This is a genomic window from Pseudomonas tremae (genome assembly GCF_001401155.1).
Taxonomy (GTDB): Bacteria; Pseudomonadota; Gammaproteobacteria; order Pseudomonadales; family Pseudomonadaceae; genus Aquipseudomonas; species Aquipseudomonas tremae.
Map to the genome: position 1 here is coordinate 1 of NZ_LJRO01000041.1, position 26,408 is coordinate 26,408.

The 26,408-nt window shown below is 58.7% G+C and carries 19 protein-coding genes and 1 pseudogene; 6 read left to right on the plus strand and 14 right to left on the minus strand.

From position 1 onward, the window contains the following. Positions 1-1,160 (minus strand): glycoside hydrolase family 68 protein (locus ALO43_RS02360; protein WP_147461975.1); only part of this gene is annotated, 1,160 nt, incomplete at its 3' end. A gap of 923 nt (positions 1,161-2,083) precedes the next feature. On the opposite strand from ALO43_RS02360, the gene ALO43_RS02365 reads away from it, so the two are divergent. From ALO43_RS02365 to cobA, 5 genes and pseudogenes are all read left to right on the plus strand, one after another. Then, positions 2,084-3,295 carry a nitrate/nitrite transporter gene (locus ALO43_RS02365; protein ID WP_005897494.1) on the plus strand — a complete coding sequence of 404 codons (1,212 nt, stop codon included), beginning with the start codon at positions 2,084-2,086 and terminating at the stop codon, positions 3,293-3,295. A gap of 7 nt (positions 3,296-3,302) precedes the next feature. After that, positions 3,303-4,964 carry a bifunctional protein-serine/threonine kinase/phosphatase gene (locus ALO43_RS02370; RefSeq protein WP_024669781.1) on the plus strand — a complete coding sequence of 554 codons (1,662 nt, stop codon included), beginning with the start codon at positions 3,303-3,305 and terminating at the stop codon, positions 4,962-4,964. 299 nt (positions 4,965-5,263) lie between these two features. Further along, positions 5,264-6,469 (plus strand): annotated as a pseudogene (locus ALO43_RS02375) (NAD(P)/FAD-dependent oxidoreductase); the annotation flags it as partial. Positions 6,470-6,489: 20 nt separating this feature from the next. Then, positions 6,490-9,210, plus strand: a complete 2,721-nt coding sequence (locus ALO43_RS02380; protein WP_054997051.1) for a nitrate reductase — start codon at positions 6,490-6,492, stop codon at positions 9,208-9,210. Positions 9,211-9,220: 10 nt separating this feature from the next. Further along, positions 9,221-9,985: a uroporphyrinogen-III C-methyltransferase gene (gene cobA / locus ALO43_RS02385; protein ID WP_054997052.1), complete on the plus strand. Its 765-nt coding sequence runs from the start codon at positions 9,221-9,223 to the stop codon at positions 9,983-9,985. Positions 9,986-10,063: 78 nt separating this feature from the next. Here cobA and ALO43_RS02390 read toward each other — a convergent pair whose 3' ends face one another. The 8 genes from ALO43_RS02390 to ppsA all read right to left on the minus strand — a co-directional run bounded on the left by ALO43_RS02390 (position 10,064) and on the right by ppsA (position 18,156). Then, on the minus strand, positions 10,064-11,098 hold the full coding sequence (locus tag ALO43_RS02390) for an OmpA family protein (RefSeq protein ID WP_005897479.1): 1,035 nt from the start codon (positions 11,096-11,098) through the stop codon (positions 10,064-10,066). A gap of 105 nt (positions 11,099-11,203) precedes the next feature. Beyond that, entirely contained in the window at positions 11,204-11,794 is a 591-nt protein-coding gene (gene sigX / locus ALO43_RS02395; RefSeq protein WP_005897476.1) for an RNA polymerase sigma factor SigX, read from the minus strand. A gap of 83 nt (positions 11,795-11,877) precedes the next feature. Continuing rightward, positions 11,878-12,702 carry a mechanosensitive ion channel family protein gene (locus tag ALO43_RS02400; RefSeq protein WP_005897472.1) on the minus strand — a complete coding sequence of 275 codons (825 nt, stop codon included), beginning with the start codon at positions 12,700-12,702 and terminating at the stop codon, positions 11,878-11,880. A gap of 2 nt (positions 12,703-12,704) precedes the next feature. Further along, the gene (locus tag ALO43_RS02405) at positions 12,705-12,959 is read right to left on the minus strand and encodes a hypothetical protein (RefSeq protein ID WP_005897468.1); all 255 of its coding nucleotides are present in this window, start codon (positions 12,957-12,959) and stop codon (positions 12,705-12,707) included. 86 nt (positions 12,960-13,045) lie between these two features. After that, positions 13,046-14,041 (minus strand): zinc transporter ZntB, encoded by a 996-nt coding sequence (locus ALO43_RS02410; RefSeq protein ID WP_054997053.1) that lies wholly within the window; start codon positions 14,039-14,041, stop codon positions 13,046-13,048. A gap of 11 nt (positions 14,042-14,052) precedes the next feature. Further along, positions 14,053-14,541: a ribonuclease E activity regulator RraA gene (rraA, locus tag ALO43_RS02415; RefSeq protein WP_005897464.1), complete on the minus strand. Its 489-nt coding sequence runs from the start codon at positions 14,539-14,541 to the stop codon at positions 14,053-14,055. 101 nt (positions 14,542-14,642) lie between these two features. Continuing rightward, positions 14,643-15,635, minus strand: a complete 993-nt coding sequence (locus tag ALO43_RS02420) for an alpha/beta fold hydrolase (protein ID WP_005897462.1) — start codon at positions 15,633-15,635, stop codon at positions 14,643-14,645. Between the two features lie 145 nt (positions 15,636-15,780). Beyond that, the gene (gene ppsA, locus ALO43_RS02425; protein WP_024669777.1) at positions 15,781-18,156 is read right to left on the minus strand and encodes a phosphoenolpyruvate synthase; all 2,376 of its coding nucleotides are present in this window, start codon (positions 18,154-18,156) and stop codon (positions 15,781-15,783) included. Between the two features lie 191 nt (positions 18,157-18,347). Here ppsA and ppsR point away from each other — a divergent pair, with 191 nt between their 5' ends. Then, on the plus strand, positions 18,348-19,166 hold the full coding sequence (gene ppsR / locus ALO43_RS02430; protein ID WP_003347114.1) for a posphoenolpyruvate synthetase regulatory kinase/phosphorylase PpsR: 819 nt from the start codon (positions 18,348-18,350) through the stop codon (positions 19,164-19,166). Between the two features lie 5 nt (positions 19,167-19,171). Here the strand turns inward: ppsR and prpF are convergent, their stop codons facing one another. The 5 genes from prpF to ALO43_RS02455 form a co-directional block, all read right to left on the minus strand. Next, entirely contained in the window at positions 19,172-20,362 is a 1,191-nt protein-coding gene (gene prpF, locus ALO43_RS02435) for a 2-methylaconitate cis-trans isomerase PrpF (protein ID WP_054997054.1), read from the minus strand. A 215-nt stretch (positions 20,363-20,577) separates the two neighbouring features. Further along, positions 20,578-23,169: a Fe/S-dependent 2-methylisocitrate dehydratase AcnD gene (gene acnD, locus ALO43_RS02440; RefSeq protein WP_053481100.1), complete on the minus strand. Its 2,592-nt coding sequence runs from the start codon at positions 23,167-23,169 to the stop codon at positions 20,578-20,580. 66 nt (positions 23,170-23,235) lie between these two features. Beyond that, complete coding sequence (prpC, locus tag ALO43_RS02445) at positions 23,236-24,363, minus strand: bifunctional 2-methylcitrate synthase/citrate synthase (RefSeq protein ID WP_005897450.1); 1,128 nt, start codon at positions 24,361-24,363, stop codon at positions 23,236-23,238. A gap of 148 nt (positions 24,364-24,511) precedes the next feature. Beyond that, on the minus strand, positions 24,512-25,405 hold the full coding sequence (prpB, locus tag ALO43_RS02450; RefSeq protein WP_005897448.1) for a methylisocitrate lyase: 894 nt from the start codon (positions 25,403-25,405) through the stop codon (positions 24,512-24,514). Next, positions 25,402-26,121 (minus strand): GntR family transcriptional regulator, encoded by a 720-nt coding sequence (locus ALO43_RS02455; protein WP_054997055.1) that lies wholly within the window; start codon positions 26,119-26,121, stop codon positions 25,402-25,404. Before ALO43_RS02455 ends, prpB begins: the two co-directional genes overlap by 4 nt. Positions 26,122-26,408 lie beyond the last annotated feature (287 nt).

The following is a 26,408-nucleotide window of genomic DNA, read 5'->3' on the forward strand; positions in this document are numbered from 1 at the left end:
CTCACCGTCGGCGCTTCGGTCCCGCCGATACGATAATCCTCGCCTTCGGTGGGCACGCTGTCGATGAAAGAAGTTACCAGACCGTTTGGCATGACGCAGTGCGAATACGTCTGGAAAGGCTGCTCGGGCGGATTGCCAAGCACCAGGCCAGAAGCGTTCATTGGCCGGTAAGGACCGAACAAATGTTCGCCGACAAAACCGTACACCCCGTCTGGCCCTGTAACACCATCGGCATACGTAAACTTGTGGCTGATGGTGAACAAGTAATACTTGCCGTCTTGAAACACGTAATGCGGACGTTCGGTCTGATCGTTTACGCCGACCGCTGTTACCAACGGCGGAAGTAGTTCCCACTCTTCACCACTGAGATCCTTTGCGACCGCCAGACCGATACAGCCCACCTGGAATCTGGCACCCCCCACGTCTTCATAACCCGGTGGCACAGGGCCAAGTTCGGCAACCCCTACTGTATGCGAACCGCGTTCACCGGCGACATTGCCTTCGAACACCATGTACAACTTGCCGTCATTGGGATCAATAAACGGACTGGGGTCGCGAAAGTTCCAGGTCGAGTTCTGCGCTTCGGTTTGATAATACGTGCCGTCGGCGTCGAAAAGAATCTTGACGTCGGTAAAGTCTTTCAACTCCACGCCTTTATCAGAGGTAACAATACGACCGCGAACTTTGGCAATCGCTGCGCCAGGCGTGACGCATGTGTAATAAAGATCAATATCGCCCTTGTCATTCAACAGTATGGGTGTGCCCGCCCACTCTCGTGTTGTGGGCGATACACCCTCGGCCATTACACGGCCACCAAAGATCCAGTCCTTGCCAGTACGCGAGTACCAGTAGCACATGCGTGCGCGGCCATGTCGATCTTCCCAGTCGCGCTTGATGTCATAGCGACCGTCGGGCCCCAGGTACTGAGGGTCGTCAGGATGGCGGTCCGCCGTCAGGGTGATGATCACTGACCAGCCGTTGACCGAAACCACCGTGCCGTCGAGCTCTCGCAGCGGCATGGTATCCCAGATAAATACCGTATCACTCATGACCGGAAAGTCCGGGCTGACCAGTGGCTGCGTGGTGGTCGGGTCATTTTCATTGACCTTCAGCGCATCGGCACGGGACCAGACAGTGGGTGCGTAATTGATGTTACTCATGATGATGTATCCTTTATTGGCGCCTGTAATGAAGCGCGAAGAAGAGGACATCCCGACGTACATGGGCACTGCCGGGGTGCATCTGACATCGGCCTTTCAGTTCGTTAATAAGGAAAAGCCGAGATAAAGCGCGAGTATCCGATTACTTTTTTCAAAGTAAGCATTTATCGACATTGAACGACGGCCCGAAAGTAAAGACTGTCGCGGTGAAGAGCACAATCATCTGTTACGGATGAGCCGTTTCATCAGCGGCAGAACGGATGCTGTCAGAGATAACGCACAAAGTAAATTAAATATTTGAGACGTTATTAATGTATACCGTGATCCGACAGTGAATTAATAAATCTTCACATTTATTGATCACCTCTATTAACCGCATCATACAAAGACATCGAAACAGCATCACAATGACAGCACTTATTGTTTTAAATAGTGGCACACTAAATAAATACCGAATCTGTTGAACTTTAATACACCCTACAAGGACCCCACTCTCCAGCCGGGATCAATTCAAGGATATCGACCTGCACTAACCACAAAAACCCTGACTCGGCGACACGCCCTTTTTTGCAGCGTGCTGGCCGGCTATCGCTCGATTCAAGGTCATTTGGGCAGGTCTGTCGCAGCTATTGAAATGATTCAACCCCTTACACCGCGTGACGCCGAGCCGGTTGCAAGCGCATTGGCCCGCCTATTGCTATGTCTATCACACCGATAGCCAACGGCGGCTATCACGCTTACGACAAAGACGTTGCTCATCTCTTTCCGCTCCGGTGGACTGAGGGGCGACGTCTTTTGCGTTTTGGCCCCGGCGAAGGGGCCGGTGGAGTCGCCGTAAACCGGAACACTCCACCACAACGTCTGGAAAAAACGTGTCGTGGCCATGACCCGACTGACCCGCTGGCAGATGATGAGGTGCACACATGGATACAAACTTCTGGAAGGCCGGCCACAAACCGACCCTGTTCGCAGCCTTTCTGTATTTCGACCTGAGCTTCATGGTCTGGTACTTGCTCGGCCCGCTGGCGGTACAAATTGCCACTGACCTGCAGTTGACCACTCAGCAACGCGGCCTGATGGTGGCCACGCCTATTCTGGCAGGCGCCGTGCTGCGTTTCTTCATGGGCCTGCTGGCCGACCAGTTATCGCCCAAGACAGCTGGCATCATCGGACAGGTGATTGTCATCGGCGCTCTGTTCGCGGCCTGGCAATTGGGCATTCATACCTATGGCCAGGTGCTTTTGCTGGGCCTGTTCCTTGGCATGGCGGGCGCCTCATTCGCCGTCGCGTTGCCCTTGGCGTCGCAATGGTATCCGGCACAACATCAAGGCAAGGCAATGGGCATCGCCGGCGCAGGCAACTCGGGCACCGTGCTGGCCGCGCTGATTGCGCCGGTACTGGCCGCCAGTTTCGGCTGGGGAAATGTGTTCGGTCTGGCGTTGATCCCGTTGGTGCTGACCCTCATCGCATTCACCCTGATGGCACGCAACGCGCCGGAGCGCAGCAAGCCGAAGTCCATGGCGGACTACCTCAAGGCGCTGGGCGACCGTGACAGCTGGTGGTTCATGTTCTTCTACAGCGTCACGTTCGGGGGGTTCATTGGCCTGGCCAGCGCCCTGCCCGGCTACTTCAACGACCAATACGGACTGAGCCCGATTACCGCCGGGTACTACACCGCCGCCTGCGTGTTCGGTGGCAGTCTGATGCGCCCGCTGGGTGGCGCGCTGGCCGATCGCTTTGGCGGGATCCGCACACTGACCGTCATGTATGCAGTGGCTGCCATCGGCATTGCGGCAGTCGGTTTCAACCTGCCAAGTTCGTGGGCAGCACTGGCTTTGTTCGTCGCGGCTATGCTTGGACTGGGTGCCGGTAACGGCGCTGTCTTTCAGCTGGTGCCCCAGCGCTTTCGCAAGGAAATCGGCGTGATGACCGGCCTGATAGGCATGGCCGGCGGTATTGGCGGTTTCCTGCTGGCTGCCGGCCTGGGCACCATCAAACAGAACACCGGTGATTACCAACTGGGGCTGTGGCTGTTTGCGGGCCTGGCAGTGCTGGCCTGGTTTGGCCTTATGAACGTCAAGCGTCGCTGGAGAACCACCTGGGGTTCGGCTGCCGTGACAGCAGCTCGGGTCTGAACTGCCAATGACGCTGCAACTGCGGTGTGCCGAGTTCAGCGCCAGCGGTCCGCGAGCGGAGAATCAGGACGCCCTGCGCTTGGTCACTCCGGTTGCGGCGCTGGCGGCCAGCAAGGGCTATCTGTTTGCCCTCGCCGACGGCGTCAGCCAATGCGCCGATGGTGCGCTGGCCGCCCAGTCGACACTACAGGCGCTGGCACTCGATTATTATTCGACACCCGAAACATGGGGCGTGGCCCAATCGCTTGATCGCCTGCTGCTGGCGCAGAATCGCTGGTTGCTGGCCAACAGCCTGATGACGACGCTTAGCGCCCTGGTGCTGCGCGGGCGACGCTTCACCCTCGCCCACGTCGGTGACTGCCGGGCCTATCGCTGGCACGCGGGGTCGCTCAAGCGCATCAGTGAAGATCATGTCTGGGAGCAGCCCGACATGCAGCACGTGCTCAAGCGCGCGCTCGGCCTGGATCAGTATGTGGTGATGGATTATCTCGACGGCGAACTGTGCGAAGGCGAACGTCTGTTGCTGGTCAGCGATGGCGTCTGGGCGACACTCGGCGATGCCAGCATCCGCTCGATTCTTGGCGAGCAGGAAGACCTCGACGCAGCTGTGAAGACCCTGGTCAGTGCGGCACACCTGGCAGGTAGTCAGGACAATGCCAGCGCACTGCTGATTCAGGTCGACAGCCTGGGCGAAGATGACCTTGGCGATGCGTTGCTGCAGTTGCAACAGTGGCCGCTGCCGCCCGTGCTCAAGCCTGGCCAGCTGTTTGAAGGCTGGAGCGTTGCCAGCGTACTGGCGCAGTCCCGCCAATCGTTGCTGTATCGGGTACACGACATTCATGGCCAGCCTTGGTTGCTGAAAACCCTGCCCGCCAGCCGGCACGACGAAACCGGCGCCGGTCAGGGCCTGTTGCTTGAAGAGTGGTTCCTGCGCCGGGTTGCAGGACGCTTCTTTCCCGAACTTCACCCGCTTGCAGAGCGCCAGCATCTGTATTACGTGATGCGCGAGCACTGCGGGCGCACGCTGGCCGAGGTGTTTGCCGCCAGCGGCCCTGTGCCGCTGGCCCAATGGCAAGGTCTGGCGACCCGGCTGTTGCGGGCCACCGGCCTGCTGCACCGGCGCAATATCATTCATCGCGACATCAAACCGGAAAACCTGTTGTTGAGTGACGACGGTGAATTGCGCCTGCTGGATTTCGGCCTGGCATTCTGCCCCGGCCTTTCAGCTGCCAGCGCCGAAGATCTGCCTGGCACGCCGAGCTACATCGCGCCAGAAGCGTTCAATGGCGCAGAACCCGACCCGCGGCAGGATCTGTATGCCGTCGGCGTCACCTTGTATTACCTGCTGACAGGCCACTATCCCTACGGCGAGATCGAAGCGTTTCAGCATCGACGCTTCGGCCTGCCGATTCCCGCCGCTCGCTACCGGCCCGATCTGCCGCAATGGCTGAGCCAGAGCCTCGACAAGGCGCTGCAAGCCGACCCGGATCAGCGCTATGAAACCTCCGAGCAATGGCTGCTGGAACTGGAGCAGGCGGAACATCGCCCGGTCGTGGCGCGTCCACGCCCATTGCTCGAACGCGAACCGCTGAAGGTCTGGCGGACGCTGGCGCTAGTTTCGCTGCTGGTCAATCTGCTCGCAGCCATCTGGCTCATGCACCATCCTTGAATTGAATAAGGTGCCTTGATCCAGAAGCCGCCCTGCTTCTGTGCAACGCGCTTCAACCCAGTGCAAGAAATACCTGTCACGCTCGGCCAAAAACCCCAGCCCCACTAGCGCCCGATAGTTGGCACAAGCGCTGCATGGTCTTTTTTCAGATGATTTATAACGCGCAGCCTTCAACGATGAAGGATGCGTTTCCCGAGATAACGGGACCGGACAAAGGCGTCCCTGTCAGGCAACTGACGGGACGCCTTTTTTTGTTTGCGCACACTGTGTCGAGCGCGTTCTGGCGACTCGGAGGCAAGATGAAAAAACTCAAACTGGTGATGATTGGCAACGGCATGGCCGGCGTGCGCACCCTCGAAGAGCTACTGAAGTTGAGCGAAAACCTTTACGACATCACGGTCTTTGGCGCCGAACCGCACCCCAACTACAACCGTATCCTGTTGTCCCCGGTATTGGCAGGCGAGCAGAACTTCGAAGACATCGTGCTCAACGACCTGGACTGGTACGAAACCAATGGTATCCAGTTATTGCTCAACCGCCGGGTAGTGAAGATCGATCGCATAAAACGCCTGGTGATCGCCGACGATGGTACTGAAGCGCGTTACGACCGGCTGCTCATCGCCACCGGCTCGCGGCCTTTTATCCTGCCTATCCCCGGCAACACGCTGCAAGGCGTCATCGGTTACCGCGACATCAGCCATACCCGGCAGATGATCGACACCGCCGTCACGCACAGGCGTGCAGTGGTCATAGGCGGCGGCCTGCTCGGACTGGAAGCTGCCAACGGTCTGAGCCTGCGCGGCATGCAGGTTACGGTCATTCACAACGGGCAGACCCTGCTGGAACGCCAACTGGACAAGACCAGCGGGCTGATGCTTCAAGCAGCACTGCAACGGCGCGGCCTGAGCTTTCGCCTCGATGAGCAGACCGAGGCTTTGCTGGGTGACGATCAGGGCCGTGTGCGAGCGGTGCAGTTCAAGAACGGCGATGTGATAGATGCCGACCTGGTGGTCATGGCCGCAGGCATAAGGCCCAACACTGAACTGGCCGAACAGGCCGGGCTGCCTTGTAATCGGGGGATTCTGGTCAACGATACGTTGCAGACCTATGACCCGCGCATTTACGCGATTGGCGAGTGCGTCAGCCATCGCGGTATTGCCTATGGCCTGGTTGCCCCCTTGTTCGAACAGGCCCGAGTCTGCGCCAATCACCTGGCACAGCTGGGTTTTGCGCGCTATCCCGGTTCTGTCACCTCGACCAAGTTGAAAGTCACCGGGATTGATCTGTTTTCAGCCGGCGACTTTCTCGGCGGCGAAGGCACGGAAAGCATCACGCTCTCCGACCCCATCAGCGGTGTCTACAAAAAACTGGTGATCAAGAACGACATTCTGGTCGGCGCCTGCCTGTACGGTGACACTGCAGACGGCAGCTGGTACTTGCAGCAGATTCGCGATGGCCAGGGTATTGCAGCGATCCGCAACCACCTGATGTTCGGCCAGCCCGCCGCTACCGAGCCTGCTTGCGCATGACCAGCCTGGCCATTCCCTCCAGTCAGATCACAGCGTCCACGTGCTGCTATTGCGGGGTCGGCTGTGGCGTGCTGATCGAACATGACGGTCAGAAGATTCTCGCTGTCAGCGGCGACCCGACGCATCCGGCCAATTTCGGCAAACTGTGTAGCAAGGGCTCCAGCCTGCACCTGACAGGCGACATCGACGCGCGTGCGTTGTACCCGGAACTGCGCCTGAGCAAGGAACTGGCGCGCGGCGTGACTGACTGGGACACCGCACTGGATCACGCTGCCAGCGTGTTCGCAGAATGCATCCGCGAGCATGGCCCCGACAGCGTCGCGTTCTATATTTCGGGCCAGTTGCTGACCGAGGATTACTACGCCTTCAACAAGTTGGCCCGCGCGCTGATCGGCACCAACAACATCGACAGCAATTCGCGGCTGTGTATGTCGTCGGCAGTCGCCGGCTACAAACGCAGCTTGGGAGCCGACGCGCCCCCCTGCAATTACGAAGATATCGAACAGAGCGATTGCGTGATGATTGTCGGCAGTAACATGGCCTACGCGCACCCGGTCCTGTTCAGGCGCTTGGAAGAAGCGAAAAGCCGCCGACCGCACATGAAACTCATCGTCATCGACCCACGACGCACCGACACTTGCCAGCTCGCAGACCTGCACCTGGCCATTCAGCCGGGTACCGACGTCGCGCTGTTTCACGGCATCCTGCATGTGTTGATGAACGAGCGCCTGATCGACCCGAGCTTTATCGCCGCGCACACAGAAGGTTATGAGGCGTTGGCCACGCTGGCAGGTGAATACCCGCCCGACTACGTAGCGACTCTCTGCGGCATTACTCAGGACCAGCTGTATACCTGCGCACGCTGGATTGGCGAGTCGCCGAGCTTTTTATCGTTGTGGTGCATGGGCCTGAATCAATCCACCGCGGGCACTGCCAAGAACAGCGCGCTGATCAATCTGCACCTGGCAACCGGGCAGATTGGCCGTCCCGGCGCAGGCCCTTTCTCACTGACTGGTCAGCCGAATGCGATGGGCGGACGCGAAACCGGCAGCCTGTCCAATCTACTGCCTGGCCATCGCGACGCTGCCAACCCCGCCCATCGTGCCGAGGTTGCCGCGTACTGGGGCGTCGACAGCCTGCCGGCCAATCCCGGCCTGTCCGCCATCGAACTGTTCGAGCAACTGCAGAACGGCAAGATCAAGGCATTGTGGATTGCCTGCACCAACCCGGCACAATCTCTGCCCGATCAGAACAAAATCCGCCAGGCGTTGGAAACCTGTCCGTTCGTAGTGCTTCAGGAGGCGTTCAAGACCACCGAAACCGCGCGCTTTGCCGACCTGCTGCTGCCCGCAGCCAGCTGGGGCGAGAAAGAAGGCACCGTCACTAACTCGGAGCGACGCATTTCCAACGTGCGCAAAGCCATTCAAGCGCCCGGTGAAGCGCGCCCGGACTGGGCGATCACTGTAGATTTCGCTCAGCGCCTGCAGAAGCGCCTACAGCCAGACGCCCCTGCACTGTTTGATTTTCCGACCCCAAAAGCGTTGTTCGACGAGTTCAAAGGGCTGACTGTCGGGCGTGACCTGGACCTTTCAGGGATAAGCCGCGAACTGATCGACCAGCAAGGCCCGCAACAGTGGCCTTATCCGACGGGCGCCCGCGAGGGTACATCCCGGCTTTACACCGATGGCATTTTCCCGACCGCTTCGGGTCGTGCGCAATTTCTGTCAGAACCCTATGTCGCCGCCCGCGAGCTGCGCGACGCAGAATACCCGCTGACACTCAACACTGGCAGGCTGCGCGATCACTGGCACGGCATGAGCCGCACCGGCACCGCCGCCCGACTGTTTGGCCATGTCAGCGAAGCAACACTGGGCCTCAACCTGCAGGACATGCAAGATCATGAGGTGCAAACCGGTGATCTGGTCAGGCTTATCAGCCGCCGCGGCGAATTGTTGCTGCCAGTCAGTTGCGATGAAAACCTTTTGCCTGGGCAGGCCTTCTTACCCATGCACTGGGGTGACCGGTTCCTCAAGGGTGGCGTGAATATCCTCACCCAGCCAGCGTTCGACGCAGTTTCGAAACAACCGGAACTAAAACACTCCGGGGTGAGAATCGAAAAGGCCAGGCTACCCTGGCGGTTTTTCGCCCTGATCGAGGGCAATGTACAGCAGCGCATGGAACAACTGCGGCCGCTGTGCAATGGGTTCGCTTACCTGAGCATGAACCTGACGGGGCGCGATCGGCCTGCGCTGATCGTGAACGCCGCCAGCAGCGTAGCGCCAGACCCGATGCTGTTGCACGAAATCGATCGTGTGCTGGGCCTCGACGCCGGACCGGTCATGGCTTACGACGATCCTCGGCAGGCTATTGGCAAGCGGATAAGAATCGACGATCAGCGCATCACTGGCGTCCGTCTGGCCGGTGAAACACTTGCTCGACACTGGCTGCAGACACTTTGGCTGGAAGAGCGTGTAGACGACTCCGTGCGGCGCTGGCTGCTGGCACCATTGAGCAGCCAGCCTGGCAAAGACGCGTCGCAACATCGTGACAATACCTTGTGCAACTGCATGAACGTCAGCCAGCGCAGCGTGATGGGCGGCATCGCACGCGGCCTGGATCTCGACCAACTCAAGAAGCAATTGGGATGCGGAACCCAGTGCGGTTCGTGTGTCCCTGAAATAAAAAGACTGATTAACACCGTGGCAGTGACCGAATGAGGAAGACAGCATGAGCGCAAAAGTATGGCTGGTAGGCTCAGGCCCCGGAGACCCTGAATTGCTGACCCTCAAGGCAGTTAGGGCATTGCGTGAAGCCGACGTGGTATTGATCGACGACCTGGTCAATACCGACGTACTCGAGCACTGCCCTCAGGCGCGGGTGATCGCCGTTGGCAAACGGGGTGGTTGCCGTTCGACACCGCAGGCTTTCATTCATCGTCTGATGCTGCGTTACGTGCGTCAGGGCAAATGCGTCGTGCGCCTGAAAGGCGGTGACCCGTGCATCTTCGGGCGTGGCGGCGAAGAAGCGCAGTGGCTGCAAGCGCATGGCGTGGCGGTCGAGCTGGTCAACGGCATTACGGCGGGCCTTGCCGGTGCAACTCAGTGTGGTATTTCACTGACCCTGCGTGGGATCAGCCGTGGCGTGACACTGGTAACCGCCCATACTCAGGACGACAGCAGCCTGAACTGGCAGGCACTTGCCCAAGGCGGCACTACGCTGGTGATTTACATGGGCGTGGCAAAGCTTGCACAGATTCGCGAAAACCTGCTGAGAGGCGGAATGACCGGCGAGATGCCGGTAGCAATGATCGAGAACGCTTCACTGCCCTGGCAGCGCGAATGCCGCAGCACGTTGAGCGCCATGCAGGAAGATGCAGCCACCTTCGAGCTGAAAAGCCCTGCCATTCTGGTGATAGGCGCAGTCGCTGCCTGCAACAACGAAAGCTTGAATCAGACACTTGCGCAGCACCTCCCGCAACTGCAAACAGGCTGAGCCAGACGCAACACCTGCTCGAATCGCAGGCAAAGAAAAGCCCGGCCTAAGCCGGGCTTTTCAGTACAAGCGGGCTAATTACTTAGCTTGAGCTTCTACTTGTGCTTCTACGCGACGGTTAACTGCACGACCAGCTTCAGTTGCGTTATCAGCAACTGGGCGGGATTCGCCGTAACCAACCGAGTTTACGCGGCCAGCGCCAACACCGTACTGGTTAACCAGAACCTGTTTAACGGCGTTTGCACGACGCTCGGACAGTTTCTGGTTGTAAGCGTCAGGACCGACGGAGTCAGTGTGACCTTCAACAGTAGTGGTGGTGGATGGGTACTGCTGCATGAAATCAGCGAGGTTCTTGATGTCGCCGTAGCTGTTAGGCTTGACAACAGACTTGTTGAAGTCGAACTTCACGTCCAGCTCAACACGAACCACTTCAGCAACTGCCGGGCAGCCATCAGCATCAACAGTTACGTTGGCTGGGGTGTCTGGGCACTTGTCAACGTTGTCGCACACGCCGTCGTTGTCGCTGTCGGAGCACACTTCAGCTACTGGAGCTGGTGCGGCTTCTACTTTCTTGCTGCCACCGCCGAAGTTTACGCCGATACCGACGCTTGGCGCCCACTCGGTGTTGCCTTGGTCGATGTTGTACTGAGCTTCAACGCCTGCACGGGCATAGAAGTTGTCAGTGAAGTACAGCTTGGCGCCGCCGCCGATGTTGGCGAAGGTCGAACCGTCACGGCCGTTGCGAGCGTCTTGACCGATGCTTTGGTCAGAGAAACCGGCAGACAGGTAAGGACGCAGCATGTCACCTGGGTTGTTGAAGTGGTACAGAGCGTCCAGAGCGGTATCTGCGCCCTTGATGTTCTTGCCACTGTCGCTACGGACGTTGTGGACTTCGTCGTAGCCCAGACGCAGTTCAACGTCGTCTGTCAGGAAGTAACCAACGGAGCCGCCGAACAGGTTGCCGTCGTTTTTGAAATTACGATCGCTATCGTAATACTCTTTCTTGGCGAAGCCTTCGATTTCGACTGCGCCTTGGCCTTGAGCCAGAGCGCCGAACGAAGTTGCGGCAACAATAGTACCAATGGCCAAGCCCAAGGTGTTTTTCAGTTTCATCCGTTAAATCCCCATCTGTTGATTATTAAGCAGTCCCACACAGGGGGACAACTCGGCGGCTAGTCTACCAGACCTTGCCAGTTCGTAAGAGATATTTGCACCGTATTAAGTTTCGGCGATTCCCGCAAATTTCTCTCGTAATTTATCTAACGCCCGCTTGTAACGCATTTTCGTTGCGCTCAAGCCCATGTGCATGATGTCTGCGATCTCCTGGAATTCAAGTTCTGCGACGAATCTCAGCACCAGAATTTCCCGATCAATCGGGTTCACATACACAAGCCAGCGATCGAGTCCGCCCCGCTCTTCAGGTTTGGGCGTCTTGTCTTCCGACGCTTCCTCAAGTGGATCCAGACTCAGCGCGTCCATCAAGCGACGCTTACGCCGTTCCTTCCTGTACTGCGTGATGCACTCATTGTAGGTGATGCTGTACAGCCAGGTTTTAAATTTAGATTTACCTTCAAAATTTTTCAACCCATACAACACTTTAAGCATCACCTCCTGACAGACATCGTCAGCATCGCGATCGTTCCCTAAATACCGCGAACACACGTTAAAAAGTGTCCGTTGATAACGACGCATCAATTCTTCATACGCCCGCGTCACATTGAACAGCTCGACGTGGGCCCGCGCAACCAGCTCCTCATCGGAGAGTTCTCGGGGATCGTAGCGTGTCGAAAACGGTTGAGGTTTATTCAAAACAAATCTTGCCGACAGTCAGGTCAATGTCCGCCACAGCCCTGTATCGGCAGCGTGGCGGCATAGATTAGCAGGTTAGCCGCTTAACGGCTGCTCACTCTCTGCTCAAGCAGGAGACGGTTTGAAAACGAAACCAGCTCCCCTTCTTCTGTCAGCAGTATTGTCTTGACCGTACCGATCTCCTCGATCTGCCCTTCCGTATCCCCAATCTGCACCTGCTGGCCGACCTGAAACAGTTCGCGCACATAGATACCTGCAATGATCTGCCCGGCAATTTCCCGACTGCCGAGGCCCAGGGCAAGCGCCACTGTCAGACCAACGGTAATCAAGGCAATCACGATGACGTGGTTCAGCAGGTCGGTCTTGACCTCGAGCTGGCTGATCGCCACCGAGATACTGATGATTATGACCAGCCCCTGAGCAATTCGTCCCAAGCCTGCCGAATAATCTATTCCGACGCCTTCAGCGGCACCCCGGACCAGGCCGTTAACCAGCTGCGCCAACAGCACACCGACCAGCAACACCAGCGCGGCACCAAATACTTTAGGCAGATACAGCGCCAGCATGTCCAGCGTTGCGGAAACACGCTGCAAACCAAGCGATTCAGCAGCCGACACTAGAAAGATCAGTAACACAAACCAGTAGACGACTTTGCCGATAAGCGTCGACACAGGCACCTTGACGCCGGCGCGGCCGATCAGCTTGGTCAGGCCAGTGCCGCTTACCAGACGGTCGAGCCCCAGTTTGGCAAGCAGCTTGGAGAGCAGCGTGTCGAGCAGCTTGGCCACGACAAAACCCAGCAACACCACGACGAGGGCGCCGAAAAGGTTGGGGATGAAGTTGGCGACTTTGGTCCACAATGCGGTCATTGCAGCAAGAAGGCTCTGGGTCCAGAGATTCAATTCCATGCTCAATCAGCCTTATCGATATCGACAGAACGCGCACCGGCGACGGTGCGGCGAGAAACGGGAGAGACGTGCGCAGAGCCATTGTTGACAGCGATCATCAACGCCTCCGACCAACGCCCCAACAGCCCGAATAACACACCAGCACCGACCTGGCGGTTGGCGGTCTTCAGGACACGTCCCAGACATGCATCGTCATCCCGGCTGGAGGATGAAGAATTGAGCATGTCACGTAAAGATTCTTCAAACGGATCGTGCATCAGGCACCTCACGTAATGTCATTCAAAGACGCGACGCGAAAACAACAAGTCACACAGCCTCTGCAAAAAAGCACAAGGGCTGACCTTCATACCCAGCGTAAACGCCTGAACAACCACCACTGCCCCGCTGCCAGCGCGACGATGAGCAGGCACGCCACGAGAAACCCGTAGGCGCTGTCGGAACCTGGAATACCGCCCACATTGATGCCCAGCAAACCGGTGAGAAAACTCATCGGCAGGAAAATCCCGGTGATGATACCGAAACGGTACATCGTGCGGTTCATGTGCTCGCGCAGGCGCCGATCCTCAGACTCCAGCAGCAGCCCCACTCGTTCGCGGGTCAGTTCAAGCTCTTCCAGATAGCGGGTCAGGCTATTATTAAGCTCGTTCCAGTAATCGGCATCGTCGTGGGCGAACCAGGACAGCTTGATCCGCGAAAGCTGACCATAAATGTCACGCTGCGGCCCCAGAAAACGGCGCAGGCCTGCTGCGCGACGGCGAATATGCAACAACTTGCCATGTTCCGGGCTGTACCGTTCGTCGACATCTGACTTTTCTTCCTCTTCGTCGACAGACTCTGTCAACTCGCTGACCAAGTCCTGCACCTTGTCGGTCAGGTATTGCGCAAGGTAAAGAATCAGCTCCGAAGCGCTCTTCGGGCCTTTGCCCAGCTCCAGCAGTTCGATCAGTTCCTCCGTGGCGCGCAACGGGCGCAGGCGCAGCGAAATAACGCGTTGCGCTGCGGCAAATATGCGCACCGAAACCATGTCTTCAGGCTCGGCGCCAGGGTTCAGGTTCACCCCACGCAAAAACAGCAGCAGCTCCTGGTCGGCCAGCGGCAACAGGCGTGGTCGGGTGTTTTCTTCGAACAGCAAGTCGCAGGCAAACTCGCTCAGGCCGCTGGCAGTGCGTAGCCAGGTCTGGGTCTGCGGGTGGCTGCGATCCCAATGCAACCACAGGCTTTCCTGCGGCTGTAACTGGAGTGCCTGCAATTCGGTTCGAGCAATGAAACGCGCTCCGCCATTACCGTCCAGGACAAGGGCATGAACCAGCCCCCACTGCGCGTTTGCTTCATCGAACATGGATACTTCGCTTATTCCGGCATAGTCAGTGGAGAGGAGGAAATGATGATGCCATTGTTATCGGCGTACAGGTATTCCCCGGGGTGGAATGTCACACCGCCGAAGGTCACTGGCAGGTCAAGCTGCCCCTCGCCGCGCTTCTCTGATCGCTTCGGGTAACTGGCCAGTGCCTGAACGCCCAGATCGGTCTGGGCGAGCATGTCGACGTCGCGCACACAACCGTAGATCACCACGCCTTCCCAGCCATTCTTTGCGGCTTTTTCAGCGAGCATGTCACCCAACAAGGCGCATCGCAGTGAACCGCCACCATCGACCACCAGCACTTTGCCCTTGCCATCGAGTTCAACCTGCTGCTTGACGAAGGAATTGTCTTCGAAACATTTCAGGGTGACGATCTGGCCGCCAAACGAATCACGTCCGCCAAAGTTGCTGAACATCGGCTCGACAACCTGCACCTGTTCCGGGTATGCGTCGCACAGATCGGGGGTGATGTAATGCATAGGTCCAACTCCTGTAATTGGGCTCGGGCTCATGAATGTTTCTGGTCCGGCAGCGTGAGCCAGACACGACCGGCTGACCCTAACCATAGCGACTTTAACCGCTAACTGCCCACTGCGGCCTGAAACTCCACGACCTGTTCAGGAACCGCGCGCGCCTCCAGCCACTCGATGACACGAGGCCAGACCTGTTGTTGCGCGGTTTTGCTGATCAACATCTGCACATGATCGAAGTCTTCACTGAACCCGTGTTCGCGCCCCAGGCAGAGAAACTGCTTGAGCTGGCCCCCGCCAATCTGATCGAACAGCGTGCGGCAGGCCCATACCGGGTCCTGCAGATCGCCTGCCGCTGCGACAGCCAGCACCGGCACTTGCAGTGATTTGAGCCCTTCCCACCAGTTGTTGTCGCGCTCGCCAAAGCGTCCGAGAAACCCATGCCAGCGAAGACTCTCCAGCACCAGCCCGATCGGCTCGTCTTCAGGCCCGCGCTTGAAACGCGGCCCAGAAACATGCTCAAACGAGCGGAGCAACAGGCGCGCCGACCACTGCAGCGGAGGAATTTTCAGCGGCCAGTAACTGCGGCTGACCTGGCTGCCGAACAACGCCACCGACGCAGCTGTTTGCGGCCCCAGATACTGGCCACCCAACGCCGCTGCCAGGGTGATGCCCCCCAGCGAATGCCCTATCCAGTGCGGCGCCTGAGCGCTTTGCTCGACAACGAATGCGGCAATGGACGGCAGATCGAAACGGGCATAGTCCGCTACACAGTTGGACCGATAGCTCTGGTTACGCGACGAAAGCCCGTGCCCGCGCATCTCTGGGATCCACACGTCATAACCGGCACGGGCCAGATACGGCCCCAGACCGATGCCCTTGGGCGAATACCAGAAGCGTCGATTGGAAAAACTGCCGTGCAGCAGAATAACCGGTACGCCGCGCACAGCAGGCTGATCGACCAGCCCTAAGCGGGTCACTACAAGCTCGACACTGGGGTCAGGGCTGTTGGCAGGCTTGAGACGATAAACGTCCTCGACCAGATCACCACGACGTTCGGCACTGATCAAGGCAACGGGGAAAAGCTGGCTGCTGCTTTGCATATCACTCTTTATCGGGCTGGACAGACTGGATAACACCACGCATTCGGGCGCGTTCGTGGCACGCCATAAAAAAGGCGGCTTCCGAAGAAACCGCCTCTTTCAAACACCTGATGCACATGACGGCTCAGGCAGTTGACGCGTCACATCAGACCGGCGCCTGCGCCTCGGCCAGGAAGAACCAGGTCTCCAGCACAGAATCAGGGTTGAGCGATACGCTCTCGATACCTTGATCCATCAGCCAGCGCGCCAGATCCGGGTGGTCGGAAGGCCCTTGGCCGCAGATACCGATGTACTTGCCAGCCTTGTTACAGGCCTGAATGGCGTTGGACAGCAGCTTCTTGACCGCCGGGTTACGCTCGTCGAACAGATGAGCGATGACCCCGGAGTCACGATCCAGACCAAGTGTCAGCTGAGTCAGGTCGTTAGAGCCGATGGAGAAGCCATCGAAGTACTCGAGGAACTCTTCAGCCAGAATCGCATTGGACGGCAATTCACACATCATGATAATGCGCAGGCCGTTCTCGCCGCGTTTCAGGCCGTTGGCCGCCAGCAGGTCGATTACCTGACTCGCCTCACCCAGGGTGCGCACGAACGGCACCATGATTTCAACGTTGGTCAGGCCCATCTCTTCGCGTACACGCTTGAGCGCACGGCATTCCAGTTCGAAACAGTCGCGGAAGTTTTCGCTGATATAACGCGAAGCGCCACGGAAACCCAGCATCGGGTTTTCTTCCTCAGGCTCGTAAAGCTTGCCGCCGATCAGGTTGGCGTACTCGTTAGACTTGAAGTCCGACAGGCGCACGATGACCTTTTTCGGCGTAAAGGCGGCTGCCAGCGTGCTGATGCCCTCGACCAGTTTCTCAACGTAGAAACCGACCGGGTCATCGTAACCGGCAATGCGCTTGTCGACGCTGTCCTTGATTTCCGGGGGCAGCAGCGAGTAGTTCAGAAGTGCCTTGGGGTGCACGCCGATCATGCGGTTGATGATGAATTCAAGGCGCGCCAGGCCGACGCCGGCGTTGGGCAACTGAGCGAAATCGAAAGCCCGGTCCGGGTTGCCGACGTTCATCATGATCTTGAATGGGAGATCGGGCATGGCATCGACCGAATTGGTCTTGATGTCGAAACCCAGTTCGCCTTCGAAGATGTAACCGGTATCGCCTTCGGCGCACGAAACGGTCACGCCCTGGCCGTCCTGCAAGGTCTGAGTGGCATTGCCGCAACCCACGACTGCCGGAATGCCGAGCTCGCGGGCAATGATCGCGGCATGGCAGGTACGCCCGCCACGATTGGTGACAATTGCGCTTGCACGCTTCATGACAGGCTCCCAGTCCGGGTCGGTCATGTCCGACACCAGTACATCGCCGGGCTGGACCTTGTCCATTTCGGACACGTCCTTGATGATGCGCACCTTGCCTGCACCAATGCGCTGGCCGATCGCGCGGCCTTCGACGAGCACCTTGCCGGTCTCCTTGAGCAGGTAACGTTCCATGACATTGGCCGAGGCACGGCTCTTCACGGTTTCAGGGCGTGCCTGCACGATGTACAGCTTGCCATCGTCACCGTCTTTGGCCCATTCAATGTCCATCGGGCACTTGTAGTGCTTCTCGATGATCATCGCCTGCTTGGCCAGTTCGGACACTTCGGCATCGGTCAGGCAGAAACGCGCCCGATCGGCAGGCTCGACGTCGATCACCTTGACCGATCGCCCGGCCTTGGCTTCTTCGCCATAAATCATTTTGATGGCTTTGCTGCCCAGGTTGCGACGCAGAATCGCCGGACGGCCGGCAGCCAGCGTGTCTTTGTGGACGTAGAACTCGTCGGGGTTGACTGCGCCCTGTACAACGGTTTCGCCCAGGCCGTAGGCGCCGGTAATGAACACCACATCGCGGAAACCGGACTCGGTGTCCAGGGTGAACATCACGCCTGCCGTGCCGGTTTCAGAGCGCACCATGCGCTGTACACCCGCCGACAGCGCCACCAGTTTGTGGTCGAACCCCTGATGCACGCGGTAGGAAATAGCCCGGTCGTTGAACAGCGAAGCAAAGACTTCCTTGGCGGCACGAATCACGTTCTCGACGCCACGGATATTAAGGAAGGTTTCCTGCTGACCGGCAAAGGACGCGTCGGGCAGGTCTTCAGCAGTAGCGGACGAGCGCACTGCCACAGCCAGATTCGGGTTGCCTGCAGACAGTTCGGCGAAGGCGGTGCGGATCTCGGCGTTGAGCTTCTCGGGGAACTCGGCTTCCATGATCCACTGACGAATCTGCGCGCCGGTACGGGCCAAAGCGTTGACGTCATCGACATCAAGGGCATCAAGCGCCGCATGGATCTGATCATTCAGGCCGCTGAGTTCGAGAAAGTCACGATAAGCCTGGGCCGTAGTCGCGAAGCCACCGGGTACCGAAACACCAGCGCCCGCGAGGTTGCTGATCATCTCGCCGAGGGACGAGTTTTTGCCCCCCACATGCTCTACATCATGGACGCCGAGCTTATCGAGGGAAACTACGTACTCTACCAAGGTGATCTCTCCACTAACTATGTTTGTTGTTGGGAAAAGCTCATGCACCCGGGCCACGTGCATCGTGGCCTCGGGCGTGTCTGGTCGGGCGCAAGCCTGAACATTCAAAAAAGGTGCGCCTGCAGCCCTCAGGGCAGGCAAGCACGCCTATGATAGCCAGAATTCGTCAACTGCTTAAGGCCAGGGCAAAAATGAAACGATCTGCTTTCTTCATCTCGGACGGTACCGGTATCACTGCCGAAACCCTGGGGCAAAGCCTGTTGGCACAATTTGAAAACATTACATTCAACAAGTTCACCAGGCCCTATATCGACAGCGTCGAGAAGGCGCGAGCGATGGTACAACAAATCAACAACGCCGCCGACAAGGACGATGTCCGCCCGATCATCTTCGACACCATCGTCAATCAGGACATTCGCGAGATTCTGGCGACGTCGAACGGCTTCATGATTGATATCTTCTCGACCTTTTTGGCGCCGCTGGAGCAGGAGCTTAGTTCACACTCCTCGTATTCAGTGGGAAAATCGCACTCCATCGGGCATAACTCCAATTACATGGAGCGCATCGAAGCGGTCAATTTTGCGCTGGATAACGACGATGGCGCGCGTACGCATTATTACGACAAGGCCGACATCATCCTGGTGGGCGTTTCGCGCTGCGGCAAAACCCCGACCTGCCTGTACATGGCCATGCAGTTCGGCATTCGGGCGGCCAACTATCCGTTGACCGAGGACGACATGGAGCGGCTGCAACTGCCGGCGGCGCTCAAGCAACACCGCGAAAAGCTGTTTGGCCTGACCATCGACCCGGACCGTCTTACCGCGATCCGCCATGAGCGCAAGCCCAACAGTCGTTATTCAAGCTATGCACAGTGCGAATTCGAAGTGCGCGAGGTGGAAAGCCTGTTCCGCCGCGAGAACATTGCGCACATTAACTCCACGCACTTTTCGGTGGAAGAGATTTCCGCCAAGGTACTGGTCGAAAAAGGTGTCGAGCGACGCTTCAAATAAGTCGTTCATTCCCCCGCAGGAGGCACGCGTACCCAGCCTTCCATCAGCGTTCTGGCGCTGCGGCTCATGATCGCCTTGGTGACTTTCCACTCGCTGCCAACCTGTTGCGCCTGAGCGCCGACCCGCAGCGTGCCTGACGGGTGGCCGAAACGGACCGCATCACGCGCCTCGCCACCAGCGGCCAGGTTCACCAGAGTGCCGGGGATAGCCGCCGCAGTGCCGATCGCTACCGCCGCAGTGCCCATCATCGCGTGGTGCAGTTTGCCCATCGACACGGCACGCACCAGCAGGTCGATGTCCCGCGCTGCGACAGGCTTGCCACTGGAAGAGACGTAATCGGCCGGTGCCGCGACAAAAGCCACTTTGGGCGTGTGCTGGCGCGTGCCAGCTTCATCAAGCGTGCGAATCAGGCCCATACGCAAGGCACCGTGGGCACGAATGGTTTCCAGCCGGGCAAGCGCCAATGGGTCGCCATTGATATCGCCTTGCAACTCGATACCGGTGTAGCCGATATCTGCGGCATTGACGAAGATGGTCGGGATGCCTGCGTTGATCAGGGTTGCCTTGAGCGTACCGACCCCAGGCACCTGCAGGTCATCGACCAGATTGCCGGTAGGGAACATCGAGCCGCCCGCGCCCTCTTCATCCGCCGCCGGGTCGAGAAACTCAAGTTGCACCTCAGCCGCAGGGAAGGTCACGCCGTCCAGTTCGAAATCGCCGGTTTCCTGAACCTCACCCTTTCTGATCGGCACATGAGCAATAATGGTCTTGCTGATATTGGCCTGCCAGATACGCACGACAGCGATGCCGTCCTGCGGTACACGGCCAAGGTCAACCAGACCATTGGCGATGGCGAACGAACCCACAGCTGCCGACAGGTTGCCGCAATTGCCGCTCCAGTCGATGAAGGGCTTGTCGATGGAGACCTGACCAAACAGGTAGTCGACATCGTGATCAGGCTTGCTGCTGTGCGACACAATGACCGTTTTGCTGGTACTGGAAGTCGCCCCGCCCATGCCGTCGATCTGTTTTTCATAGGGGTCGGGGCTGCCGATCACCCGCAGCAACAGTGCATCACGAGCAGGGCCGGGCGTTTGTGCAGCTTGCGGCAGGTCGGCCAGCCTGAAGAAAACACCCTTGCTGGTGCCCCCGCGCATGTAGGTCGCAGGGATTCGGATCTGTGGTGAGTGAGGCATGAATTCGTTGTCCTGTTCGAAAAGCGCGTTGAGCGCTCAAAGTAGGACGCGGAGCGTCCAGAACTGCATGCCCATGCGGAGCATGGGCACGATAGTGTTTTTTCACGCCTATCGTTCCTCACACTCCAGCGCGGGAATGCCTTGCGTGACGCTGCGCGTCACAGATCTTGCGCTGCGCTGCACATTCAAGAGCGGACGCTGCGCATGAGGGACGATCAAGCCACGGTCGTAGCCTCCAGAAAATCCTGGGCAAAACGCTGCAACACGCCGCCAGCTTCGTAGATGGAAAGCTCTTCGGCGGTGTCAAGGCGGCAGGTAACCGGCACCTCGACGCGCTCACCATTCCTGCGCTGGATCACCAGCGTCAACGTCGCACGCGGCGTGCGCTGGCCGATCACGTCGTAAGTTTCGCTGCCATCGATGCCCAGTGTCAGGCGGTTGGTGCCCGGCTTGAACTCCAGCGGCAACACACCCATACCGACCAGATTGGTCCGGTGAATGCGTTCGAACCCTTCTGCTGCGATGGCCTCGACGCCCGCCAGCCTTACGCCCTTGGCGGCCCAGTCGCGGGATGAGCCCTGGCCGTAGTCGGCACCGGCAATGATGATCAGCGGTTGCTTGCGGGCCATGTAGGTTTCAATGGCCTCCCACATACGCGTGACCTGACCTTCCGGCTCGATGCGGGTCAGCGAGCCTTTTTTCACCTTGCCGTCGATCACGGCCATCTCGTTGACCAACTGCGGGTTGGCAAAGGTCGCACGCTGAGCGGTGAGATGATCGCCACGGTGGGTCGCGTAAGAGTTGAAATCCTCCTCCGGCAAGCCCATTTTCGCCAGGTATTCACCCGCTGCGCTGTCGAGCATGATCGCGTTGGACGGCGACAGGTGATCAGTGGTGATGTTGTCCGGCAGCACTGCCAGCGGGCGCATGCCTTTAAGTGTGCGCTCTCCGGCCAGCGCGCCCTCCCAATAGGGCGGACGACGAATGTAGGTGCTCATCGGACGCCAGTCATACAGCGGCGCAACCTTCGGCCCGGTGTGTTCGTCGATGGCGAACATCGGGATATACACCTGGCGAAATTGTTCCGGCTTGACCGACGCCTGCACCACTGCGTCGATTTCCTCGTCGCTCGGCCAGATATCCTTGAGGCGGATCTCTTTGCCATCGGCGACACCCAGCACGTCGTTTTCTATGTCAAAACGAATGGTGCCGGCGATGGCGTAAGCCACGACCAATGGCGGAGAAGCCAGAAACGCCTGATTGGCATAAGGGTGTATGCGCCCATCAAAGTTACGATTGCCGGACAACACCGCCGTGGCGTACAGGTCACGGTCAATGATTTCCTTCTGTATCAGAGGGTCAAGTGATCCGGACATACCGTTGCAGGTGGTGCAGGCAAATGCCACCACACCGAAACCCAACTGCTCCAGCTCAGAGGTCAGCCCGGCGGCATCCAGATACAGTGCAACGGTTTTCGAGCCGGGAGCCAGCGAGGATTTCACCCACGGTTTGCGGTTGAGCCTCAGCTGGTTGGCATTGCGCGCCAGCAGGCCCGCCGCAATCACATTGCGCGGGTTGCTGGTGTTGGTGCAACTGGTGATCGCAGCGATGATCACCGCGCCATCCGGCATCTGCCCTGGCACTTCTTCCCACTTCCCGGCAATACCCCTGGCGGCCAGATCAGCGGTGGCCACCCGCGCGTGCGGGTTGGACGGCCCGGCCATATTGCGTACCACACTGGACAGATCGAAGCTCAACACCCGCTCATATTCGACCTCGCTCAGGCTGTCCGACCATAGCCCCGTATGCCGGGCGTAGAGTTCGACCAGCTTGACCTGCTCGTCCTCACGGCCGGTAAGGCGCAGGTAATCGATGGTTTGCGAGTCGATGGAGAACATCGCCGCTGTTGCGCCATATTCCGGCGCCATGTTGGAAATCGTAGCCCGGTCGCCAAGGGTCAGGCTCGAGGCACCAGCACCGTAGAACTCAAGGTACGCGCCGACGACCTTCTGCTGGCGCAGGTATTCGGTCAGGGCCAGCACCACATCGGTAGCGGTAATGCCCGGCTGGCGGCGGCCCGTGAGTTCAACGCCAATGATGTCCGGCAGGCGCATCCACGAGGCGCGACCAAGCATCACGTTTTCGGCCTCGAGCCCACCGACGCCGATGGCGATTACGCCCAGTGCATCGACGTGCGGCGTGTGGCTGTCAGTGCCGACCAGCGTGTCGGGGAACGCCACGCCATCAAGCACCTGCACCACCGGGGACATTTTCTCCAGGTTGATCTGGTGCATGATGCCGTTGCCCGGCGGGATCACTTCAACGTTCTTGAACGCCAGTTTGGTCCAGTCAATGAAATGAAAACGGTCTTCGTTGCGACGATCCTCGATGGCGCGGTTCTTCGCCAGCGCTTGCGGGTCGTTGCCATCTGCCTCGACGGCCAGCGAATGATCGACGATCAGTTGAACCGGCACCACCGGGTTGACCAGCGCCGGATCACCGCCCTGGGAAGCAATCGCATCGCGCAACCCGGCGAGGTCCACCAGTGCGGTCTGGCCGAGAATGTCATGGCAGACCACTCTTGCTGGAAACCAGGGGAAATCCAGATCACGCTTGCGCTCGATAAGCTGAGTCAGTGAAGCGTTCAGCGTTGCAGGATCACAGCGGCGCACAAGGTTTTCAGCCAGCACGCGCGAGGTGTACGGCAATGTGGCATAGGCCCCGGGGCTGAGCGCTTCGACAGCCGCATGAGCGTCAAAGTAGTCCAGCCTGGTGCCAGGGAGCGGTTTGCGATATTCACTGTTCATTGCGGGGTCGCTCACGGAAAGTTCGGAATATGGGCGAGAAGCTCATCAGCGGCTCCCCTGCCCCTTTCAACGTTGTTCGATGGGTACGAAGCTGCGCTGCTCGACACCTATGTACTCGGCGCTCGGACGGATGATGCGGTTGTTCGCGCGTTGTTCGAACACGTGGGCGGCCCAGCCGGTCAGGCGTGAGCAAACGAAAATCGGGGTGAACAACTTGGTCGCAATGCCCATGAAGTGGTAGGCAGACGCATGATAGAAGTCGGCATTGGGAAACAGCTTCTTCTGCTCCCACATGACCTTGTCGATGGCCTCGGAAACCGGAAACAAAACGCTATCGCCCACTTCGTCGGCGAGTTTTTTCGACCAGCCCTTGATCACCTCGTTGCGCGGGTCTGACTCCTTGTAGATCGCATGACCGAAGCCCATGATCTTTTCCTTGCGCTCAAGCATGCCCAACGTCCCCTGGGTGGCGTCTTCGGCTGAAGAGAAACGCTGGATCATTTCCATCGCCGCTTCGTTGGCGCCACCGTGCAGCGGACCGCGCAGTGTGCCGATGGCTGCGGTAACGCAGGAAAACAGGTCCGACAGGGTCGAGGCGCACACGCGGGCGGTGAACGTCGAGGCATTGAACTCATGCTCGGCGTACAGAATCAGCGAAACATTCATGACCTTGCGATGCAGCTCGCTAGGCGCCTTGTCCAGCAGCAGGTGCAGAAAATGCCCGCCGATGGAGTCTTCGCGAGTATTGCAATCGATGCGCTTGCCGTCGTGGCTGAAGCGGTACCAGTAACACATGATCGCCGGGAACGCGGCCAGAAGGCGGTCAGTGGCGTCCAGCTGTTGATCGAAGCTGCGCTCGGGCTCAAGCGTGCCGAGCATCGATGCACCGGTGCGCATGACGTCCATCGGATGAGTGTCGGCCGGGATGCGCTCCAGCACGTCTTTCAGAGCCTGAGGCAGATCGCGCAGCCCCTTGAGTTTGTCCAGGTAAGCGGACAGCTGGCTCTGATTAGGCAGTTCGCCATACAGCAGCAGGTAGGCGACTTCCTCGAACTGCGCCTCTGCGGCCAGCTCACGCACGTCATAGCCGCGATAAGTCAGCCCGGCGCCGGCCATGCCGACTGTAGACAAAGCCGTCTGCCCGGCAACCTGCCCGCGTAGCCCGGCGCCACTCAACACTTTTGCTTCAGCCATGGTTTTCTCCAATTTTGTTTTTCTGTACCTGGACGCTGAGCGTCACCAGATGAATCGTCAGAACTATTGTCTTCGCGAACAAGTCCGCTCCCACGGCCTTCGGCCAGCATCAAAAGCAGATTTGAGTAAGCAGCGTGTTCTGTGACAATCAGCCCTTCTTCTGCGCAAACAGCGCGTCCAGCTTCTGTTCGAATACGTGGTAGTCGATGGCGTCGTACAGCTCCATGCGGGTCTGCATGCTGTCGATCACGTTTTTCTGGCTGCCATCACGGCGAATCGCGCCGTAGACGTTTTCCGCAGCCTTGTTCATGGCACGGAATGCAGAAAGCGGATACAGAACCAGCGAAACATCGGCATCACGCAGTTCGTCGACAGTAAACAGCGGCGTCGCACCAAATTCGGTGATGTTGGCCAGAATCGGCACTGCGGCGCGATTGGCGAACTGCTTGTACATCGCCAATTCGGTGATCGCTTCCGGGAACACCATGTCCGCGCCCGCCTCGATACAGGCCGCCGCGCGCTCCAGCGCCGACTCAAGCCCTTCGACCGCCAGCGCATCGGTACGCGCCATGATCACAAAACTGTCGTCGGTGCGCGCGTCGACGGCAGCCTTGATACGGTCGACCATTTCCTGCTGCGAAACGATTTCCTTGTTCGGGCGATGCCCGCAGCGCTTGGCGCCGACCTGGTCTTCGATATGAATCGCTGCGGCGCCGGCCTTGATCATCGAGCGCACGGTTCGCGCCACATTGAAGGCCGACGAACCGAACCCGGTGTCGACATCCACCAGCAACGGCAGATCACACACGTCGGTGATGCGACGAACATCGATCAGCACGTCCTCCAGCCCGGTGATGCCCAAGTCCGGAATACCCAGCGAACCTGCCGCCACACCGCCACCGGACAGGTAAATAGCCTTGAAACCTGCCCGTTTGGCGAGCAAAGCGTGATTGGCATTGATCGCGCCGACTACTTGCAGCGGCTTCTCGCTGGCCACTGCATCGCGAAAACGCTGGCCGGGAGTGCTGTTGTTGTAACTCATTGTTGACCTCGGTCAGTTGCTTGGGAAGAAGTCGCCTGATAGTGGCGCTCGATGTTGCGTCTGGACGCCCCGATATGTCGGCGCATCAACAATTCAGCCAGTTCGCCGTCACGCTCGGCGATAGCGTCGAGAATCCGGTGATGTTCGACAAAGGCCTGGCGGGGGCGGTTGGGCGTGGTGGAGAACTGGATACGGTACATGCGCACCAACTGGTAAAGCTCGCCACAGAGCATCTGGCTGAGGGTACGGTTGCCGCTGCCCTGAATGATCCGGTAATGGAAGTCGAAATCGCCTTCCTGCTGGTAATAGCCGATACCGGCCTGAAAGGCAGCGTCGCGCTCGTGAGTGTCGAGCACGCCGCGCAGCTCATCAATCTCGTCCTGGGTCATGCGCTCGGCTGCCAGCCTGCAAGCCATGCCCTCCAGCGATTCGCGGATTTCGTAGAGTTCGATCAGTTCGGCATGGCTCAGCGCAACAACCCGGGCGCCGACGTGAGGCACCCGCACCACCAGCCTCTGCCCTTCAAGCCGATGGATGGCCTCACGCAACGGACCACGACTGATACCGTAGGTACGGGCCAGCTCCGGCTCGGAGATTTTGCTGCCGGGGGCAATCTCACCCTTGACGATAGCCGACTGGATGCGCCGAAAGACGTTCTCGGAGAGGGTTTCAGAATCGTCTTCAGCCACCGACTGCTTTTCGATCACAACCGACATTGTCGACACCTTTTCTTTTAATAGCTGCAAATCTAGTCATAAACAGCCAATCAGTCAAAGAAAACTGATTGATTGTCGACAATCCATGCAACTGCCTGATATCACGTCTCAAGAGCAACCTGAACGGACACACAGGTAGATAACTGGCGCCCGCGGGCCTTCATGCTAGAATGCGCCTCGCGTCTGCACAGCACGCTCCATGGCGGAGCGGCTGCCTGCGACCTCCCTGCCTCACTGCCATCAGGTCCATTTAGCTTGCGCCCTGACCCTGAAGTTACCTGCTCATC

What these genes read in the sequence shown, in the direction of transcription:
- ALO43_RS02365 (WP_005897494.1), top strand. Translation starts at nt 2,084, where the DNA reads ATGGATACAAACTTCTGGAAGGCCGGCCACAAACCGACCCTGTTCGCA.
- ALO43_RS02370 (WP_024669781.1), top strand. Translation starts at nt 3,303, where the DNA reads ATGACGCTGCAACTGCGGTGTGCCGAGTTCAGCGCCAGCGGTCCGCGA.
- ALO43_RS02380 (WP_054997051.1), top strand. Translation starts at nt 6,490, where the DNA reads ATGACCAGCCTGGCCATTCCCTCCAGTCAGATCACAGCGTCCACGTGC.
- cobA (WP_054997052.1), top strand. Translation starts at nt 9,221, where the DNA reads ATGAGCGCAAAAGTATGGCTGGTAGGCTCAGGCCCCGGAGACCCTGAA.
- ALO43_RS02390 (WP_005897479.1), bottom strand. Translation starts at nt 11,098, where the DNA reads ATGAAACTGAAAAACACCTTGGGCTTGGCCATTGGTACTATTGTTGCC.
- ALO43_RS02400 (WP_005897472.1), bottom strand. Translation starts at nt 12,702, where the DNA reads ATGGAATTGAATCTCTGGACCCAGAGCCTTCTTGCTGCAATGACCGCA.
- ALO43_RS02405 (WP_005897468.1), bottom strand. Translation starts at nt 12,959, where the DNA reads ATGCACGATCCGTTTGAAGAATCTTTACGTGACATGCTCAATTCTTCA.
- ALO43_RS02410 (WP_054997053.1), bottom strand. Translation starts at nt 14,041, where the DNA reads ATGTTCGATGAAGCAAACGCGCAGTGGGGGCTGGTTCATGCCCTTGTC.
- rraA (WP_005897464.1), bottom strand. Translation starts at nt 14,541, where the DNA reads ATGCATTACATCACCCCCGATCTGTGCGACGCATACCCGGAACAGGTG.
- ALO43_RS02420 (WP_005897462.1), bottom strand. Translation starts at nt 15,635, where the DNA reads ATGCAAAGCAGCAGCCAGCTTTTCCCCGTTGCCTTGATCAGTGCCGAA.
- ppsR (WP_003347114.1), top strand. Translation starts at nt 18,348, where the DNA reads ATGAAACGATCTGCTTTCTTCATCTCGGACGGTACCGGTATCACTGCC.
- prpF (WP_054997054.1), bottom strand. Translation starts at nt 20,362, where the DNA reads ATGCCTCACTCACCACAGATCCGAATCCCTGCGACCTACATGCGCGGG.
- acnD (WP_053481100.1), bottom strand. Translation starts at nt 23,169, where the DNA reads ATGAACAGTGAATATCGCAAACCGCTCCCTGGCACCAGGCTGGACTAC.
- prpC (WP_005897450.1), bottom strand. Translation starts at nt 24,363, where the DNA reads ATGGCTGAAGCAAAAGTGTTGAGTGGCGCCGGGCTACGCGGGCAGGTT.
- prpB (WP_005897448.1), bottom strand. Translation starts at nt 25,405, where the DNA reads ATGAGTTACAACAACAGCACTCCCGGCCAGCGTTTTCGCGATGCAGTG.
- ALO43_RS02455 (WP_054997055.1), bottom strand. Translation starts at nt 26,121, where the DNA reads ATGTCGGTTGTGATCGAAAAGCAGTCGGTGGCTGAAGACGATTCTGAA.